Origin of the sequence: Sphingobacterium sp. BN32, from assembly GCF_030503615.1 — a bacterium.
Taxonomy (GTDB): Bacteria; Bacteroidota; Bacteroidia; order Sphingobacteriales; family Sphingobacteriaceae; genus Sphingobacterium.
On the sequence record NZ_CP129963.1, the window covers coordinates 2,974,415 to 2,992,445 of the forward strand.

The 18,031-nt window shown below is 42.0% G+C and carries 14 protein-coding genes; 4 read left to right on the forward strand and 10 right to left on the reverse strand.

Going from position 1 to position 18,031, the window contains the following annotated elements; translation table 11 throughout:
• Window positions 1-49: 49 nt before the first annotated feature.
• The 3 genes from QYC40_RS12570 to QYC40_RS12580 form a co-directional block, all read right to left on the reverse strand.
• On the reverse strand, window positions 50-583 hold the full coding sequence (locus QYC40_RS12570; protein WP_301990510.1) for a twin-arginine translocase TatA/TatE family subunit: 534 nt from the start codon (window positions 581-583) through the stop codon (window positions 50-52).
• A 183-nt stretch (window positions 584-766) separates the two neighbouring features.
• Window positions 767-2,410: a hypothetical protein gene (locus tag QYC40_RS12575; protein WP_301990511.1), complete on the reverse strand. Its 1,644-nt coding sequence runs from the start codon at window positions 2,408-2,410 to the stop codon at window positions 767-769.
• A 25-nt stretch (window positions 2,411-2,435) separates the two neighbouring features.
• Window positions 2,436-2,597, reverse strand: a complete 162-nt coding sequence (locus QYC40_RS12580; protein ID WP_301990512.1) for a hypothetical protein — start codon at window positions 2,595-2,597, stop codon at window positions 2,436-2,438.
• Between the two features lie 489 nt (window positions 2,598-3,086).
• On the opposite strand from QYC40_RS12580, the gene QYC40_RS12585 reads away from it, so the two are divergent.
• Window positions 3,087-4,472 (forward strand): MATE family efflux transporter, encoded by a 1,386-nt coding sequence (locus QYC40_RS12585; RefSeq protein ID WP_301990513.1) that lies wholly within the window; start codon window positions 3,087-3,089, stop codon window positions 4,470-4,472.
• A 125-nt stretch (window positions 4,473-4,597) separates the two neighbouring features.
• On the opposite strand, the gene QYC40_RS12590 is transcribed toward QYC40_RS12585, so the two are convergent.
• The 3 genes from QYC40_RS12590 to QYC40_RS12600 form a co-directional block, all read right to left on the reverse strand.
• Window positions 4,598-6,010 (reverse strand): dihydrolipoamide acetyltransferase family protein, encoded by a 1,413-nt coding sequence (locus QYC40_RS12590; protein ID WP_301990514.1) that lies wholly within the window; start codon window positions 6,008-6,010, stop codon window positions 4,598-4,600.
• 108 nt (window positions 6,011-6,118) lie between these two features.
• Window positions 6,119-7,369, reverse strand: coding sequence for a competence/damage-inducible protein A (locus QYC40_RS12595; RefSeq protein WP_301990515.1), 1,251 nt, complete (start codon window positions 7,367-7,369; stop codon window positions 6,119-6,121).
• Between the two features lie 22 nt (window positions 7,370-7,391).
• Entirely contained in the window at window positions 7,392-10,067 is a 2,676-nt protein-coding gene (locus QYC40_RS12600) for a putative LPS assembly protein LptD (RefSeq protein ID WP_301990516.1), read from the reverse strand.
• A 158-nt stretch (window positions 10,068-10,225) separates the two neighbouring features.
• Here QYC40_RS12600 and QYC40_RS12605 point away from each other — a divergent pair, with 158 nt between their 5' ends.
• From QYC40_RS12605 to QYC40_RS12615, 3 genes are read left to right on the forward strand one after another with little or no spacing between them, the layout of a single operon-like run.
• Window positions 10,226-11,116 carry an N-acetylmuramoyl-L-alanine amidase gene (locus tag QYC40_RS12605; protein ID WP_301990517.1) on the forward strand — a complete coding sequence of 297 codons (891 nt, stop codon included), beginning with the start codon at window positions 10,226-10,228 and terminating at the stop codon, window positions 11,114-11,116.
• A gap of 33 nt (window positions 11,117-11,149) precedes the next feature.
• The gene (locus QYC40_RS12610; RefSeq protein ID WP_301990518.1) at window positions 11,150-12,022 is read left to right on the forward strand and encodes an N-acetylmuramoyl-L-alanine amidase; all 873 of its coding nucleotides are present in this window, start codon (window positions 11,150-11,152) and stop codon (window positions 12,020-12,022) included.
• Window positions 12,023-12,076: 54 nt separating this feature from the next.
• A complete protein-coding gene (locus tag QYC40_RS12615; RefSeq protein WP_301990519.1) occupies window positions 12,077-13,024 on the forward strand; it encodes an MlaD family protein in 948 nt (315 codons plus the stop codon).
• Window positions 13,025-13,123: 99 nt separating this feature from the next.
• On the opposite strand, the gene QYC40_RS12620 is transcribed toward QYC40_RS12615, so the two are convergent.
• The 4 genes from QYC40_RS12620 to QYC40_RS12635 form a co-directional block, all read right to left on the reverse strand.
• On the reverse strand, window positions 13,124-15,226 hold the full coding sequence (locus QYC40_RS12620; RefSeq protein ID WP_301990520.1) for a S9 family peptidase: 2,103 nt from the start codon (window positions 15,224-15,226) through the stop codon (window positions 13,124-13,126).
• A 137-nt stretch (window positions 15,227-15,363) separates the two neighbouring features.
• Window positions 15,364-16,863 (reverse strand): cell envelope integrity protein CreD, encoded by a 1,500-nt coding sequence (gene creD, locus QYC40_RS12625; protein WP_301990521.1) that lies wholly within the window; start codon window positions 16,861-16,863, stop codon window positions 15,364-15,366.
• 203 nt (window positions 16,864-17,066) lie between these two features.
• The gene (locus QYC40_RS12630) at window positions 17,067-17,369 is read right to left on the reverse strand and encodes a transcriptional regulator (protein ID WP_301990522.1); all 303 of its coding nucleotides are present in this window, start codon (window positions 17,367-17,369) and stop codon (window positions 17,067-17,069) included.
• Window positions 17,366-17,986, reverse strand: coding sequence for a hypothetical protein (locus QYC40_RS12635; RefSeq protein WP_149526905.1), 621 nt, complete (start codon window positions 17,984-17,986; stop codon window positions 17,366-17,368). Before QYC40_RS12635 ends, QYC40_RS12630 begins: the two co-directional genes overlap by 4 nt.
• Window positions 17,987-18,031: the final 45 nt, after the last annotated feature.

Consider the following 18,031-nt stretch of genomic DNA (forward strand, 5'->3'; position numbering starts at 1 on the left):
AAGCTGTTGAAGGATATCAACAGCTTAGGCATATAATAAAATAATATTGTTAGGCATTTTTTGTGGGCTCTTCTTTCGAAGGGTTATTCTCAGTGGAAGGAGTTTCCGCTGTATTCGTCTCTGAAGCCTCATCAGCAGGTGTTTCAGGACTATCATTATTTGCAAAATGATCATTATAACCATAGCTGTAATAATCATCTGCTGTAGGAGTTTGATAAGGCTGATGTTCGTATGTACCCGACGGTGCTGTAAATTGAGGTGCTTTCTTCTCGTTCTTTGCTAGTTCCTCGCCGTTCTCTCCCGTTACCTCGCTGCTCTCCACAGGCTGCTGCTCCGCAACGCGCGTTTCAGGCTCCTTCTCTATATCAGCTTTAACATCCTCTATCTCTTTTTCAAAGTTATTGATCTGATCGGATATTTCGCGCTTAATCCCTTCTGAGGCATCTTTAAACTCACGGATTCCACGTCCCAATCCCCTAGCTAACTCTGGTAATTTCTTACCTCCAAACAACAACAAGGCAACCAAAATGATTAACATCATCTCCTGAGTACCTATGTTTAAAAACGCTAAATTCATTGCCATTCCTTTTTATAGTAGAAAGCTAAGGTAAGTTTATTATCGTTTTATATCAATATGTCACTGTAATTATTTCGAAACAAAAACAACTTAAGGAAGGTAAAAGCAAGAGTAAAATAAGGGTTGTAAATAGAGACAGCCTCCCGTTGAGGAGGCTGTCTAAATTCATATTTCAAGTTTCAGTTTTTGTTATGGACAAGCAATCTTCGCCTTACCATATCCACGACCGATAACGATCGTGTTGTTGGAGACTTTCTGGGTGATTTCGATTTTGTTGGTTCCTGCAGTGTTCCAAACAACAGCCGAGTTAAAACTAGCTTTGTTTCTTAATCGTAACTGCACCAATGGCCCTCCACTCGTTTTGCTTCCCAAAATCGAAATTGCACCGGTTTTACTGATCGAAACACGGATGATAGGGTTAGTATTTGTTCCCCTCAAATCCCAAATCGGTGGGATGCCCCATTTGTTTATCTGATCACTCCTGTCGGAATATTCCGAGCCGTCGATAAATTCAATATTTCTTGTAATAATACCTTCATTGTTTGCAGTGTTATTATAAGTCTGGAATTGAATCTGCCCTTCGTCTGGATCGATAACCATCCACTGATCATTGATCTTCATGTTGAATGCGTTATCCAATTGGAAAAAGTCAAAGGTGAAACCGTAGTCAGAAGCCGGAGCTGTAAAAGCTTTTGTCAGCAATTGACCGTTAGGAATCGTCTGACCGTCAGGACCGATAACGCCAGTTTGATTGCCATTTTCCCTATAATTCCAGTTCAGAACATCATCTGCTAATTTTACTTCCTGTGTACAAGTTCTAAATCTCAAGATCAAGTTGTACTTATGCCCCGGAGTTACTTTGATATTCGGAACGCTATAGGCTTTAGCCACGTCGTCCATTCCCAATGTACCAAACGACAGTGTCTTATCGGTTGCTGTTTCGTGGATCACCAAGGTCGGTACGCTAGTTACCTTTCTGAGTCCGGTCCCCAAAGAAGGGAAAGTAACTTGAGCTATGCCATTCCCAAGGTTATTATAAGTAATATTTTCGGTTGCAAAAGTATAATTCGCGCTGCTGCTCACACCATTGAACTTCACGTCGTTTAGCTTATTGATAAAACCATTCATATTACTGGACATTTCAATTGTTGTTGTGATCAAGCTGAACTTATGCTTCATAACAACATCAAGTCGATTTGTCCCGTAGACCAAAGCTTTGTTTTTCAACATGTAAACCATGAGGTCTTGGGTAACCCCGGTTAACTGCACATTGTCGAGCTTTTTAACATTGTTCAAATAAGTTACGGCGGCTGGATCAGTCGTGGTGCTACCGAAAGAGTAGACAATAAAACTGTAGGTTTTGCCAGCATCTAACTTCATGCTATCTTGGGTAGCTTCGCTCCCATGAGTATAAACCCTTTCTGCAACGTAGTTTCCATTGCTATCAAAGGCGATCATCCGATAACGTGTTCCGATCGCAATTCTATTAACTTGAGAAACTGCTGCTGCTTTCAATCCACCTCCACTTCCGGAACCTGGACGATTTAGCTTCATGTCTTCTAATTTCGAATCGATTAATTGTACATCAAGCATGTGTTCTCCATACTTCATGCTCGTATCGCTGACGATCGGATTAATGGCTGTAGCTCTTGTACTGGCTTTAGTTTCGAATTGAGAATCATCACCTGCTAGAAAGTCTTCGGCCAAATTAAGTTCTATATATGCTTTCCCTGGTTCGATCTTATCGTTGATTACTTCTTTCTGACACGATGAACTAGCTAAGGCTAAAAAAGCAATAACGCTTAGAAATAGTGCTTTATTTATATTATTCATGTTTTCCTGTTTTAGTGTGATCGAATTACCAGTCTAGATCTTTGACAACATCATCGTCTTTCATCCATTCTTCTTGAACCACTTGGTCGTTTCTTTCGGGGCGAATTACAGCTGAGCCAGCAGCGATATCCGATTCCATCTCGACGTATGTCATCCGGATAACAGGAGTTAGGTAAGTGTTTTTCATTTTTACTTAATAGTTTAAAAGGAAAAATACGCGCGAGTTCAGCTATAACTTTTCGAAAAAGCTTTCTATAGAAAGGCAGATAAAAAATTAATTAGTGAAATCTCTCAGTGACGTAAATTTCATTAATAGTGTGTTGTGTATATTCGATAGCTAGAGATCAAATACAATGCAAAAGTACAAATCTTAGGTGCTTTGCTACCGGATTTGGACCTACAGACGGGAGGCATTGAAAATATTGTAGAACATTAACTACGATAGTTACCAAAATATCGCATTAAAGCATAAATCGACGTTCTAGCTCAATTAAAAAAGGTAGCTTAAAGTAACCCGTATGTAACAAGGTGCGTATGCAAATTAGGTCAGTTTCGAAATCTCGCCTAGCCGACTCAGAAAAAAGGGCCTTCTATTGTTGATACAAAAAGATAACTTCAACAAGACATTTTTCCCCGATTAGTCTTTGTAACTTTGCGGTTCTTATTATTTGCAGATATGTTCCAAAAGTACAAAGCCAACAAAATGTATTACCTAAGCAGCATGGCATTAGCGGGCCCTGTTGTTATTTCGCAGCTAGGACACACGCTCGTACAAACCGCAGACACCATTATCGTCGGTCAATTTGCCGGCACCATTTCACTTGCCGCGGTTTCATTAGTACACTCTGTCTTTATGGTCGTATTAGTGATCGGATTGGGTATAGCCTATGGCTTGACTCCGCTTATCGCACAAGAAAACGGTCGTTCAAATGATCAGGAGTGTGCTAAATTATTGTCGAATAGTTTTTGGCTAAACTTTATTTCAGCCATCTTACTGTTTTTGTTTGTCTACTTCGGCTCCATGTATGCTATGCAACATGCAGATCAGGATCCTTTGGTTGTTGAAACGGCGAAGCCATACCTGCTCATATTGAGCTTATCTATCCTTCCCTTAATGATGTTCAACACCTTCAAGCAGTTTGCAGAGGGCCTCGGGTTTACAAAACAGGCAATGAACATCACGATATGGGGAAACGTGTTGAACGTAATCCTTGCGGTTGTTTTAGTTAAAGGCATGTTTGGCATTAAGCCTATGGGGGTTGCCGGTGTTGGTATAGCTACTTTGGTGGATCGCATTCTGATGATGATCGTCATGGCCTGGTATGTATTGAAGTCCAGCAATTTCAAACGCTATATCCAACATTTCTCTATTCGCTTTATCGATTCGGAGCGAATGAAAAAGATTCTAAAGATTGGAGCTCCAGTAGCTATGCAATATGTTTTTGAAATTGGAGCGTTCGCTGGCGCTGCGTTGATTGCCGGCAAGATTGGAGCGCTGGAGCAGGCGGCACACCAAACGGCGATTACGCTAGCTGCAATGACCTATATGATGGCAAGCGGGATAGCCTCGGCAGCTACAATTAAAGTCGGGAATAGTTATGGCAACAAGAACTTCTTCCGATTGGAAAAATTCGCAACAGTATCCTATCATTTGGTTTTGGTGTTCATGGTTGTCTGTGCTATTATTTTCGCTGTATTCAATCAATATCTCCCGTATATTATCTCCAAGGATCAAGAGGTTATCGCACTTGCTGCACAGCTTCTGGTCATCGCTGGGATGTTCCAACTATTCGATGGAACGCAGGTCGTCGGATTAGGGATCCTGCGTGGAATGGGCGATGTCAATATACCAACTTTTATCACATTCTTTGCCTACTGGATTGTCGGATTACCGATAGCCTATTTCCTAGGTGTGAAAACAGGCGTTGGAGTTAAAGGCATTTGGTATGGTCTAACGTTAGGATTGTTGACCTCTTCCATTCTATTATACTTCCGTTATAGACATATTATTAGAAAGCGTGAAAAGGACATGAGAACTAGCTTAATTAACTTGAATCATTAATCCTTTGGACTTGGGTTAAACCAACTTCACAGAATAAGAAAGGCGTCATGTAAAGTACTTTTAATAGCACTTACATGACGCCTTTAATATTCTTAGATCTTATGTCTAAGATCTAATATCTAATGCTAAACCACACGGTTAATATCCCAGTTCTCTAGATAGTCTGCTACTCTTCGGATGAATTGCCCACCTAAGGCTCCGTCGATAACACGGTGATCATAGGACATGGAAAGATACATCATATGTCGGATTGCAATCACATCGCCTTGTTCAGTTTCTAAAACCGCCGGCTTCTTTTTGATCGTTCCAACGGCAAGGATGGCTGCTTGCGGCTGATTGATAATCGGCATGCCCAGGATATTTCCGAATGCACCGATATTGGTGAAGGTGAATGTTCCACCTTGGGTATCATCTGGTTTCAACTTATTTCCTCTCGCACGGTTCGCCAGATCGTTTACCGAACGACTGATTCCTGACAAACTCAACTGGTCAACATTCTTGATCACAGGAACGATTAAGTTTCCTGTTGGAAGTGCTGCCGCCATTCCGATATTGATATTCTTCTTTCGGATGATATTATAACCATCCACCGAGACGTTGATCATCGGGAAGTCTTTGATCGCTTTAGCAATCGCTTCTATAATCAGCGGCGTAAAAGTAATATTTTCGCCCTCACGCTTCTTGTATTCATCTTTGACTTTATTTCGCCAGTTTACTAGTCCTGTGACGTCTGCTTCTACTACTGAGAAAACATGCGGTGAAGTTTTTACACTGTTGACCATATGGTCGGATATCAAGCGGCGCATGCGATCCATCTCGATGATTTCATCGCCATTGCTAGCTTTCACAACCTGCGCTGGAGCAGTCGGCGTATTGATGGTCTGTGATGCTGTTGCTTCTACTGCTGCAGGAGTTTCTTGCACAGGCTTAGCGTGTTCCATCGACGCATCTTGGCTTTGCCCTGTATTCGAGCGTTGTTGAATAAACTTCAATACGTCCTCTTTCGTCACACGGCCTTCTGCACCAGTTCCTGGGATAGTGTCCAATTCGGATTGACTAATCCCTTCGTGCTGCGCAATATTTCTGACTAATGGAGAATAGAAACGGATTCCATGTTGTATAGGATCGTTATGCGAGGTATCATGGTTTTTAGATTGTTCAACTTGGGCAATGCCGGGTATAGGCTCTTCACTTTCCGAATGAGCTTCCGCTAATTCATCTTCGGTAGGCTGCGGAATCTCTGTCGATACTCTTTCTTCCACCTGATGGGTTTCGGGAGCATCCTCCTCATCCTCGCCATCCACCTCTATCAAGGCGATCACATCTCCTACCTGTACTACTTGATTCTCTTCGAACAATCGCTCTTTCAATCTGCCTGATACAGGCGAAGGAACCTCAGAATCAACTTTATCCGTAGCAATTTCCGCAACGGCGTCATCTTCATTGATTTGATCTCCAACTTGTTTTAACCAATTGGTCAACGTAGCTTCAGATACGCTTTCCCCCATTTTTGGGAGTAAAAGTTTATAAATAGCCATCTATTTTTATTTCGATTGTTTGAAATACTAAGTTAATTATTAATACTCAACTAACAAGTGAACAAAATTAAATATTTTGTAATCAAAAATGTTAGGAATATAATTTCGTTAAATGTCTTTTTCTTTTTGAAATAGATTCCACAGCATCAGAAGTGCTTGAGAGGTCGTTCTTTCGATGTTTAATACGCGCTCCTGATGGAATTGAAACAGCTTTGTTTTTACTTCGGTTTTCCCTGCGATAGCAACCCACACAGTTCCTACAGGTTTGTCGGGAGTGCCTCCACCTGGCCCTGCAATTCCGGTCGTTGCAATCGCATAGGTGGTTCCTAATTGCTTTTGCACACCCTTTGCCATCTGTATTGCGGTCTCTTCGCTAACCGCGCCACGGGCTTCCAATGTTGCATGTTCCACATGCAATAAAGCTTCTTTCACCTGATTTGAATAAGCGACAACCCCTCCAATAAACATGTCGCTAGCGCCAGCGACTTCGGTAATCTGCTTGGCGACATTGCCTCCAGTACAGCTCTCTGCTGTAGACAGCGTCGAATTGGACTCGACAAATGCACGCACGATGACCTCCTCAAACCTCAAGTCTGCACGCGCTACGACCGCATCACCAATTCGATTTGCAAGCAGATCAGCGTACTGGTCTACATCTTTCTCCAATGCGTCTAAGTCGCTTCCACAAGCGGAAACACGCAAGCGCACGAGGCCAATCTTAGGAAGATAAGCAAGATGCAGATGAGCTGGAAAAGACGCTTCGATATCGGCAATCTGTGTTGCTAAATGCGACTCGCCGATTCCCACTGTCAAGATATAGCGGATGGCAATTTTCTCCTCGCTATGGAATTCCTTAAGCTTCGGTAAAACACGATGGGTCATCAGATTCTTCATTTCGAATGGTACACCCGGTAAGAAAATGAAGACTTTTCCCTCATGCGACACCCAAGTGCCCGGAGCTGTACCCCAATCATTGAACAACACTTCTCCATTTGCTAAAACGTCGGCCTGTCCAAGGTTGATGTCGGGCATGGAGCGATTCATGCGCGCAAATATGCTGCGAACATGCTCCAAGACCGCCTCATCACGAACTAAAGTGCTGTTAAAAAATTTCGCAGCAGTGATCTTCGTAACATCATCCTTTGTGGGGCCTAATCCGCCTGTACAGATAATCAGATCAGCACGCCGGGAAGCATTGTGCAATGCTTCAAGGATATGCTCCTCGCGATCAGAAATGGAAGTAATTTGCTCTATTTGGATTTGCAAGGACAATAAGGCTTGTGCCATCCATGCCGAATTGGTATCGACAATTTGCCCTAGCAAAATTTCATCACCAATGGTAATAATTTCTGCTTTCATGGCATATTGGTTTATATGCTTGTTAATAGGTAAAGTGACTGTTGCGCTTGGTTAGTTTCAAATCCTGAAGGATAGAAGCCTTGGCTCTGATCGTCACATTAAAACTCTTATATCGTCCAAATGGCACCCAGCCAACGGACATATCCCAACAATGGAGATCACGATAAATACTGATTTGCGACATCGAAGACTCCATACGAACAAAGTCAAAGCCCGTATTGAACTGAACCTTCCACTTCGGTGTCATATTGAAATCACCATGCAGGTTGACCGTACTGGTGATGTTCGGTTTCATCTCCCTCGTCAGCTGATCAAATACGGATGTATAATTGAAACTGAAGGAACCCGACAGATTCCATGGAATATTGAAATCGACAAAGGCATTCGGGTCAGTACTGATGCGAGCTAGCGCCTGTGTCTGCTCGTCGGTCATCGCCGGCATGCTGTTTCTCAGAGAGTCGATATTATTATTCCTGCTCTTTGAAGCCTTAGGGTTAAAGCTATAGTCGAATGACAGACCAAAGTTAGTCAGACGTGCTAATTTTCCATCCTTCACTGAAAAGCGGTCGATACGTCGTCCAGAGAATTTATCGTAGCTATACGGATCGAAACTTCCGTTGAAGTTGATGTTGATTTTTTGGTCAAAAAGAGATGTTCTTCCGGAGAAGCTGATAGGTGACAATTTCAGCGAGTCGGCAACAGCATTGTAGTTTCCACTAAAGGTCAAACCTTGGATAATTGGAATTTTCTTGATACCATTACCCGTCGAGTCCTTATCGTCGCGTATCTTAGCTTCTAAGGTATTATCGATAGAAAATCCGATACCCATGGACTTACCCATAGACGGCGTTCCATACACCGCATTGTCAAAGATAGAATAGCGTCTATAAGCTCCGTTCTCATCAATGAAATCCTTGTAAAAACCGTAACGCTCCGCTCCGAAATCTGGCCTGTAGTTGACATTGATTGATGGTGTCATGACATGTCGCATGGACTGAATCTTACCAATCCCTCTCTTGAAATTACCATAAACCTTAGTCGACAAACCACTGGAAATAGAATAATCGTAAGCACGTTTAAAGCCTTGGATGGTATCTTTAACCGTTGAATAGCCGTTGACCTCGTTTAATAATTTGTTCTCGACAGATTGGAAATACCAGCGCTCGGTGTAGTTCATTGACGTGTTGAACTGGAAATACTTTAACACATTCAAGCTTAAACTTACAGGAATGTTATGTTGGAAACCATTTGTAAACTGACTTAAGAAATTCCCTTTAAACAGAAGGGAGTCTTTCGTATTCACATAGTTTCTTCCTTGCAAGCTATATCCTACGGTGATGCGTTGATACCATTTCTGCTCGCCAATACGGTTTTTAGAATCAAATGGATTGAATGTAGAAACGTTCAAGCTGATTTGAGGAAGCTCCAAACGTATATCCCCATTTCGCATATCCTGCTCATGGCGTAAGCTGGAAGTGAAATTCACTTTACCGTCTGCAAACACTTTACCGTATGCGATGGAAGACCCCATGCGGTTATTAGTAATCTGGTTGATATCGTAAGTACTGTTCGCTGCTGTATTTCTAAAATATGAGGTCGTACCGAAGTTTACCGAAGCAGTAAAGGAGGTTCCCGGGTTAGCTTCCTGACGTTGGGTGTGGTTCCAAGTGACGTTGAAGTCTTTGTTTCTTCCGAAATTTGGCGTGCCTTCCACCCCGGTTACTGTAGAACCGTAGCGAAGCGCGAAGTTACCATTGAACTTGTAGTTCACTAAATATTGCGTGCGCATGCTCGCTTCCCAAGATCCCTTAGAATATAAATTACCACGGAATTCCGTATCCCAATAGTCGTTAAACGTGAGGTACCAACCTAGGTCGCGCATGGAGAACCCTCGTGCTGCATCCTCTCCAAACGAAGGGAATAGGAACCCAGAGCTCTTTTTATCTTGTTTTGGGAAGAAGCCAAATGGAATGGCTAAGAACTTTAATGGGATATTTTCAACGACTAGATAGGAAGGTCCAGCGATAATCTGCTTATCGGTGATCACACCTTTGGTGATCTGTATACCAAAGTGCGTATGCGGAAATGGCAAATTACAGGTACTGTATAATCCTTGGTAAATAGATGTTTCGTCGTAAATATTCTTCCGCACCTCACGAGCTTGGATAAAGCCTCCATCGACTTCCGTCATCACCCCGAAAGTCTTCGGAATCTGACTTTTGTAGTTATACAACAGGGAGTCTACTGCAATTGGCGCTTCGCCCGGCATAATCACAACCGGTCTACCCACATATTTTCCGTTATGATCGACCACACCGGATGCAAACAACACATTGGTATTTCGGTCCAAACGGATATAATCAGCCGCTAATTCAAAGCCTTGATATTTAACCTTCGCGCCTTTAAAAAGATGGAGAATATTCTTACTTACTTCGTTCCAAGACGAGTCGTTGGCTACAATACTAACCGTCGTTTCTAAACCCGAACTATCCTGCATCACGACAGTATCCTGACCAGTAACCTCTCGGAAGTTATTTTTCGTACTATCTACTGTTAATAAAGTCGAATCTTGTAGCTTTTTTGTGCTATCTTGTGTAACGCGAGGACGTCTCAATGAAGTTTCTTCCTGTGCCTGCAATGAGGCCACTCCGGCTAAAAGGAAAAACAGGATATGGAAAAAACAACTTAAAGCCTTCAAAATGAATTATGAATGTTATTTTTGTGCTAATTTTAAACTCTTGATGGCAAAAATAGTCAAAAATCTATTACATATATGAGGTTTTCGACAATCTTAATCATATTTAACAATTTGTGAGTTTGAAACGCGTTGATAGATATAATAATTTGAAAATAGTGATGAATCTTAGGAAATCAACCAAAGTAGTCCTAGCAATTCTCGGTATTGCTGCTCCCTCATTTTTAATTGGTAATTATTCGGGTTATTCTAAGTCCGACGTAGCCCCTACTGTGGAAACAAACAATAAATCTTTTAAATTAGTCGTTATTGACCCAGGGCATGGCGGTAAACTTCCAGGTGCTTATGGCAAAGTTTCTGCTGAAAAAGATATCGTATTGCAAGTCTCCAAGAAACTGAAAGACTCCATTGAGAAGAATATCCCCGGTGTGAAGGTTATATTAACACGGGAAACCGATGTCGATGTTCCGTTCCACGAACGCTCTAACATCGCTAACCGCAATCACGCGGATTTGTTCATCTCCATCCACTGTAACTCTGCAAACTCAGACCAACGCGTAAAAGGCAAGAATGGCCGATATACGACCCGTACCATTTATCGTCCTAGCGCCAACGGCACCGAGACGTTCGTATGTGGTTACAATAGATTGCAACGCGGTGAGTCGGATGTAGCAACTCGGGAAAACGCCGATATCTTAATGGAGGACAATTATCAGGAAAAATACAACGGATTTGATCCTAACGATCCATCTTCCTATATCATCTTCTCCCTATTAAAAAGAACATATAGAGAAAAAAGCATTAAGTTTGCGACGTATCTCCAGGATGAATATGTTGCAAAAGGATGTGTAAATCGCGGTGTACAAGAATTATCACTAGCTGTTTTAGCTGGCGCGAGCATGCCGGCGGTCCTTACTGAAATTGGCTTTATATCCAATCCTGATGAGGAAAATTTTATGTTGTCCGAGTATGGACAAGGTCAAATCGTAACGAATTTGGTAGATGCTATCAAACGTTATAAACATGGACACGAAGCACTCGCACAGCGTTAATTTTTAACATAAAAAGAAAACAAGAAGTTTATTTTGAAAGACAGAATCAAGAACAATCAATTTTGGACAAAGGGAATGCAATTGGCACTTTGTCTTGTTGTATTAGCCTTAGCAAGTTTTAAACCCGCCGACGAACAAGGTCAAAACGGCGGAAACAAAAAGATAAAAACAATAGTGCTTGACCCAGGGCATGGCGGCAATGACTCCGGAGCCGTAGGGAGACAGTCTAAAGAAAAAGACATCGCACTCCAGGTTGCTCTGAAACTTGGAAAGAAAATTCAGAAAGAACTACCTGGTGTTAAAGTAGTATATACCCGTACTACCGATGTTTACCCGAAATTATACGAGCGCCCGGCACTTGCCAATAAACATCATGCTGACTTATTCATCTCGATTCACTGCAACTCCGGAGGTGCTTCCACTCGTCGCGTGAAGAATAGTAGAGGCCGTTATGTGACACAAAGTGTGCTGAATACTTCGGCAAAAGGTACAGAAACATTAGTACTAGGTTTTAGCCGTACCGGCGATCAGGATGTAGCGATCCGTGAGAATGCCTCTATCCTATTGGAGGATAACTATGAGCAGAACTATGGTGGCTTCGATCCGAAAGACCCCTCTTCTTATATCGTGTTTTCGTTAATGAAACGTAAATTTAGAGAGCAGAGCATCAGATTGGCATCTTATATGCAAGATCAATTTGCGGGCTCAAGTCGTGTTGATCGTGGCGTGAAGGAGCAGTCATTAGCCGTGTTAGCGACAGCAGGTATGCCGGCGGTATTAACCGAAATCGGCTTTATCTCTAATCCGGACGAAGAACGCTTCATGATGTCGGCCGCTGGCCAAGAGTCCATAGTCAACGACTTGTTCAACGCCATAAATACCTATAGAAAAAACGTAGAAAGATAAACTTTTTCTTAAATTGGGGATTATATAGGAGAGAATAACTTAATTAAGAATATTTTGAAGATATCTAACGAAACCAAGGTCGGCGCATTAACCAGTATTGCTATTGCCATTTTATTTATCGGCTATAGTTTTTTAAAAGGCAATAATGTCTTTAGCAGCGAAAACACATTTTATACAGAATACGACAATGTTGATGGATTGGCCGTTTCAAAACCGGTACTCGTTTCCGGATTTCAAATTGGCCGTGTATCCAAATTGACCCTGCAACCAAATGGTAAAATACGCACGGAGTTTAAGATCAACAACGATTATGATATTCCATCCAATACGGTAGCCAGGATCGTGAGTGCCGATTTACTAGGCAGCAAAGCCATTGTATTCGAGCTGGGCAACAGCACAACAATGGCACGAAGTGGCGATCCGCTTTTGTCGGATGTTCAAGCGAATCTGATGGAAAAGGTAGAGCCTTTGCAGAAGAAAATCGAAAACTTGGTGGAAAAATTAGACTCGGTATTGTCCGGTGTAAACTCTGTTTTAGACGATGGGTTCCAACGTGATTTCAAAAGCAGTGTGCATAGTATTTCAGTTTCATTGAAAAACCTAGAGAAAATTACCAGCGATGTCGACGGTTTAATGGGTTCTGAAAAGAACAGACTGGCTAACATCATGGCTAACTTAGAGTCCATTACCAACAACTTCAAGAATAATAACGCGAAGATCAATAACATCCTGGGCAACTTAGATAGCCTATCCTCCGATCTTTCCAAAACTGAAATTAAAGCAACCATCGATAATGCAAATCAGGCGATGCGTGATGTGCAAGCTATCACCAATAAGATCAACTCTGGAGAAGGTTCTATTGGCTTGTTAATCCATGATGAGAAGCTTTATAACAACCTGAACAACGCATCGAAAAGCTTAGATGAGTTGGTGCAAGACTTAAAAACTAACCCTGGTAAATACTTGAAGATATCCATCTTCGGTAAGAAGGATACGAAATAGCATAAAGCTTAGCGAAGGGGAAATCCTAAGCTCACTTTATTGCAAAAAGAAAGAGCGACCAATTATCGGTCGCTCTTTTTAGTTAAGAATACTCTCGCTTTATTTCAAGGTTTCCGATAGCCATCCGAAAAACTCTCGCTGCCATACCTGCGCATTATGTCCTGAAAGAACCCAGTGATTCTCTTCCGGAAGATAAACTAATCTGCTTTTCACGCCTTTCAACTGAGCCGCCTGGAAAGCTTCTAAGCCCTGTCCAATCGGAACTCTGTAATCTTTACCGCCCTGGAAAATCAAAATAGGCGTATCCCATTTGTCAATATGTTTGATCGGATTGAATTCATTATACGACTTCGCATTATTCTTGTCCCAATAAGGACCGATATCATGATTAGCAAAGAATAGCTCTTCCGTTGTACCATACCAGGAAGTCATATCAAATAATCCACAATGTGAAATAAAGGACTTGAATCTTCCTTCATGAATACCTGCAAGCATAAAGACCGAATAACCACCATAGCTTGCCCCTACCGCAGCGATATTCTCTTTATCTACATAGGACTCTTTCGAAAGATCATCGATTGCCGATAAGTAATCGCGAATAGATTGTCCACCCCAGTCTTTTGAAATTTGCTCGTTCCATGTCACGCCCCATCCTGGCATCCCGCGACGGTTCGGAGCAATAACAATATAACCTTGAGAAGCCATCAGTTGGAAATTCCAACGGAAAGAATAAGATTGTGTCGTTGCAGATTGCGGACCACCCTGACAGAACAATAACACCGGATATTTCTTGCTTGGATCAAAGTCCGGCGGATAGATTACCCACGAAAAAAGATCTAAACCATCAGAAGCTTTCGTCATTCTGCCTTCAACTTTCGTATCGGCAATCTGACGATATCTCGCGTCGTTCACTGTGGTAATCGGCTTGATTGCTCTAGATTTAAAGTTATAATCATATACCTCGGTTGCTCTCGTCATCTTCGTAGAGGTCACGATAAGACCCGTAGGAGTCTCACCAACAATACCGGTAATATCAAAATCGCCTTCGGATATCTGCGTAATCTTTGGTAGCATCTTCGACCACACGCCTTTCACCACATTGATCTCGAAAAGTTGTACCGTACCTTTGGTTGGCGCAACGAAATAGATCTTCTTATTGTCTTTACTCCAAACGAAGGAATTTACAGTACCATCCCAATGAGCCGTTAAGTTCACCTTTCTTCCTGAGGCAGGTTCTAAAAGAATGATATCGTTTTTATCAGCCTCATAGCCATCGGTCTTCATGCTTAACCAACTCAAGAGCTTTCCATCCTTACTGTAGGTCGGATTGGTATCATATCCGCTCATCCCCTCCGTCAGATTACTGGTTTTGCCAGATGCGATATCATATTGATACAAGTCTGTATTGGTACTTTGTGCATAGTCATTCCCAAACCGCTTTTTTGCGACATAAATAACCGATTTGCTATCCGGTGCCCATGCAAAGTCATCCGCACCTCCGAAAGGCATCTGCGGCGAATAGAAAGGCTCGCCCTCCATAATATCTTTAGGCTCGCCAATCTTTCCATTATCATAGCTCGCGATAAAAGGATGATTAAAACGACCATCGTTCCAGGTATCCCAATGGCGATAGTCTAAATTATCATAGATATAGACATTCGACTTCGGTAAGTCGGCATATTTGTCTACGGAATGATATTCTTTTAACAAAACCGATTTACTGAATAAGATCGACTTGCCGTCCGGTGAGATTTTCACATTCTCCAAGCCCCCTTCAATATTCGTCAACTGCTTTGCATCGCCGCCCTTTAAGCTCTTCTGCCAAATCTGGCCTTTGAACATGTACAATACATCGCCATTCTCTTGAACAGATAAGACAGACTCACCACCCGCTTCGCTGGTAAATTGCTTTGCCACTCCGCCTTTAGTCGGAATCACAAATAGATTCTTCTCGGATTTATTATCGTCAAACTGATAGTTCGAAACACCGTATATCAATTGTGTACCGTCTGCAGATAAACCTTCAGCACTCACCCTTCCTAGCTCCCAAAGTGCCTTTGGACTTAGTGGAGTACCTCCATTTATTGTTTTGACCTGATTCTCTACCTGCGGTCTCTTCACTTTCTGTGGAACTTCTTTACTCTGTGCAACAGCCATATTATTGATCAATAAGAGTGCTCCAATACATGATAATCTCAACATATTATTCTCTTTTTTGAGCCAATTTACTAAAGTTGCGAGGTATTAAGAAATTCCACATGGTTTTCAGTGCCTCGCGGAGGTCAGCAATAACCAGATACTGGTTAAATACATGAGGAATGATTCTTTTTTAAGCTTAATCATCGTTTATCGAATTGGTACCAGTCAATCTTCGTCGATAAGCGCATCAATGCGGCCAAAATGATAAATACACCTATCGTTCCTACAATTAAAGAATAATCGCGCAGCTGCATTAAAATATAAATGAATACGTAAAATAGGGATAATATTGCTCCAAATATAAGCGCCGATTTCATATTCTTCGTAATCGCTCTAACAAAGGAAGCTATCAATAAGATGGTCGCTAATGCCGCCAACAGATATGCAATATTGAATCCCAGGTGCTCGGAAATGGCAAGAAGTAAAGCATAGAACAATACCATGGCAAAACCGATCAACACATATTGGATAATATGCACGCGCTGCTTCTTGATAATTTCCATGAAGAGAAGCGAAACGAAGGTTAAGGCGATGACTAGGATCCCGTATTTCGTTACGCGCGTAGTCTTTTGATAATTGTTTATTGAAGGTAAGAAATTTATTTGAACCATATCGTAATCTGAACTGATCATTTCTGCATTTGCTTCTACGCTAGCGGAAGTTGCTGTTGCAGGAATAGCATCATAAAGACCGTTAGACGTTTCGCCATGCTCGCTATTCAGATCTACGCCTAGGAATTCGTAAATATTTTGCTGCCCACCGGTCCACTGTTGTGGGAGCTTGCGGCTGAAAGAAGGAATGCTCCATTTTGCTGCAAATGCCTGATCTGTTACGTCACGGCTCTCCGGGAGGTGGCCACCATTGAAACTCGGGTTAGACCAATTCCCCTTCACGTCGATGTCTGTTTGCTTTGCTAAAGGAAGGAAGTTCAAAGAACGAGACCCGCGAATATCAAAGTCAAGCTCAAAGCCTTTCTTTAGGTCCTCATTTCCCGACAATGGTAAATCAACGATCAAATTCTCCAAATAAGGGCGCATTTCATAATTTGACTTTCCAAGTTCCATCTTCGTTCCGCCCCAGTTCAGGGTTGGATTTGCTGTCAATCCCTTGACGTCATGCACGCCAAAGATCAATTTTGCCTCGTTCCATTTCAACTTTTCCGATGACACGTCGAGCTTTTCCATGTCGAAGCCAACGAATTTTCCTTTCAGCTTGATCTTGGAACTGTAGACTACCGCTTGATATATACCGCGTTTCAATGGCTCAGGGCTAACCTCCGCTGTTGCTTGTACCTCATCCGGAAGCAGCTGCGCCCAACGGTTCACCACTGTCTTCACGACCTGCTTTACACCTTGAGCGGATTCTTCCACAACTTCCCGAACCTCATCGTAAGGCACGACGATGATCGGACTGGCAATAACCTGCTCCTTGCCCCATTTAACAGCGATCTCATTCGACACACTCTGTTCCCGGTATTTACGTTCATAGATCAGGTCAGTAATTAGATTCATCGGAATTAATAAAATGAGCGTCAAAAAGAAAACTACGCCAAATTTTAAGACTACGGAACCCGTAACGCGATCGTAAATTGACTTCGTAGCCGCTTGTTCCTGTGGATTGTTGTGTTCGATATTTTCCATGATAGATTATTTTAAAATTAGAATATTAGTTTTTTGAGCGAATGCACGCTGTAATTGATCTTCTTTATGGGCTTTAAACAGCTCGGCATAGACCCGACTCGACCAGTTATAGAAGTGAAGCATAAATTTTTAACGAAGTCCTCTCATATTTTCTATTTTTATTAAAAAGTACTTTGAATTTCAAAGTTATTAGACAAAAAAAATTATAAATACTGCTGCTTTATTAATTGCTCCAACGCAATTAAGTGGTTTTCGAACGCTTTCTGTCCCTTATCGGTCTTACTATACCTCGTGTTGGGCTTCCTATCGATGAAAGACTTGGTCACGTTGATATAGCCCTCCTTCTCCAAACTTTTTAGGTTCGAAGCCAGGTTCCCATCCGTCACTTCCAACAATTCTTTAAATGAATTAAAGTCGTAGGACTCGTTTGCCATCAGAATACTCATAATCTGTAGGCGGACTCGATTCTCTAAAACTTTATCATATAAGGTTAAATCCAAACTCACTTTTCGTATTTTTTATGTACGATTAGACCATAAACAATGTGCAATACCCCAAAGCCAAGCCCCCAAAACCAAACGCCATAGCCAGGAAACGCCAAAGCTAATAAGCCTAAAAGAATTTCCAAAATTCCAAGTACTCTAACTTCAGCAAAAGTGAATACTGATGCTGCCGTCAAAGACAGCCCATAAAAGATCAATAAGCTGGATGCAACAAAAGAATAATCGCCGCGAAAAATTAAAATCAGACTAAATAGTCCACCGGTCAGCAAAGGGATCGCCATGGCTTTCGCTAAGGCTTTGCTCGTCGGGTTCCATATGGTCTGCCCTATTTTTTTAGCTTTGGCTTTCGCCATCGTCACGCCCGTTACGATAGAAACAATCAGTACAAGAAGCGCAATAGCAACGAGTTTCCAAAGCACCTGCTCTTCCAACACATAATGGTCGCGGTACCCAAACTCACTCTTTGTACCATATACGGTATAGTAGCCTGCAGCCGCCCCGATTAAAGCGAAACACCCAATCAATACCCCAGAAAGTCCATTGATCGACATAAACTTCGAGGAGCGCTCCATCATAGCGCGAATTTGTCCGATATCTTTTAGTAGATCTTGCTGATTCATAAAAGTACTTTGTTTTTCAAAGTAATGCAGAAAAAACCATATTGC

Coding starts and splice junctions, on each gene's coding strand:
- QYC40_RS12580 (WP_301990512.1), bottom strand. CDS start 2,597: ATGAAAAACACTTACCTAACTCCTGTTATCCGGATGACATACGTCGAG.
- QYC40_RS12575 (WP_301990511.1), bottom strand. CDS start 2,410: ATGAATAATATAAATAAAGCACTATTTCTAAGCGTTATTGCTTTTTTA.
- QYC40_RS12570 (WP_301990510.1), bottom strand. CDS start 583: ATGGCAATGAATTTAGCGTTTTTAAACATAGGTACTCAGGAGATGATG.
- creD (WP_301990521.1), bottom strand. CDS start 16,863: ATGGAAAATATCGAACACAACAATCCACAGGAACAAGCGGCTACGAAG.
- QYC40_RS12585 (WP_301990513.1), top strand. CDS start 3,087: ATGTTCCAAAAGTACAAAGCCAACAAAATGTATTACCTAAGCAGCATG.
- QYC40_RS12620 (WP_301990520.1), bottom strand. CDS start 15,226: ATGTTGAGATTATCATGTATTGGAGCACTCTTATTGATCAATAATATG.
- QYC40_RS12605 (WP_301990517.1), top strand. CDS start 10,226: ATGAATCTTAGGAAATCAACCAAAGTAGTCCTAGCAATTCTCGGTATT.
- QYC40_RS12595 (WP_301990515.1), bottom strand. CDS start 7,369: ATGAAAGCAGAAATTATTACCATTGGTGATGAAATTTTGCTAGGGCAA.
- QYC40_RS12590 (WP_301990514.1), bottom strand. CDS start 6,010: ATGGCTATTTATAAACTTTTACTCCCAAAAATGGGGGAAAGCGTATCT.
- QYC40_RS12635 (WP_149526905.1), bottom strand. CDS start 17,986: ATGAATCAGCAAGATCTACTAAAAGATATCGGACAAATTCGCGCTATG.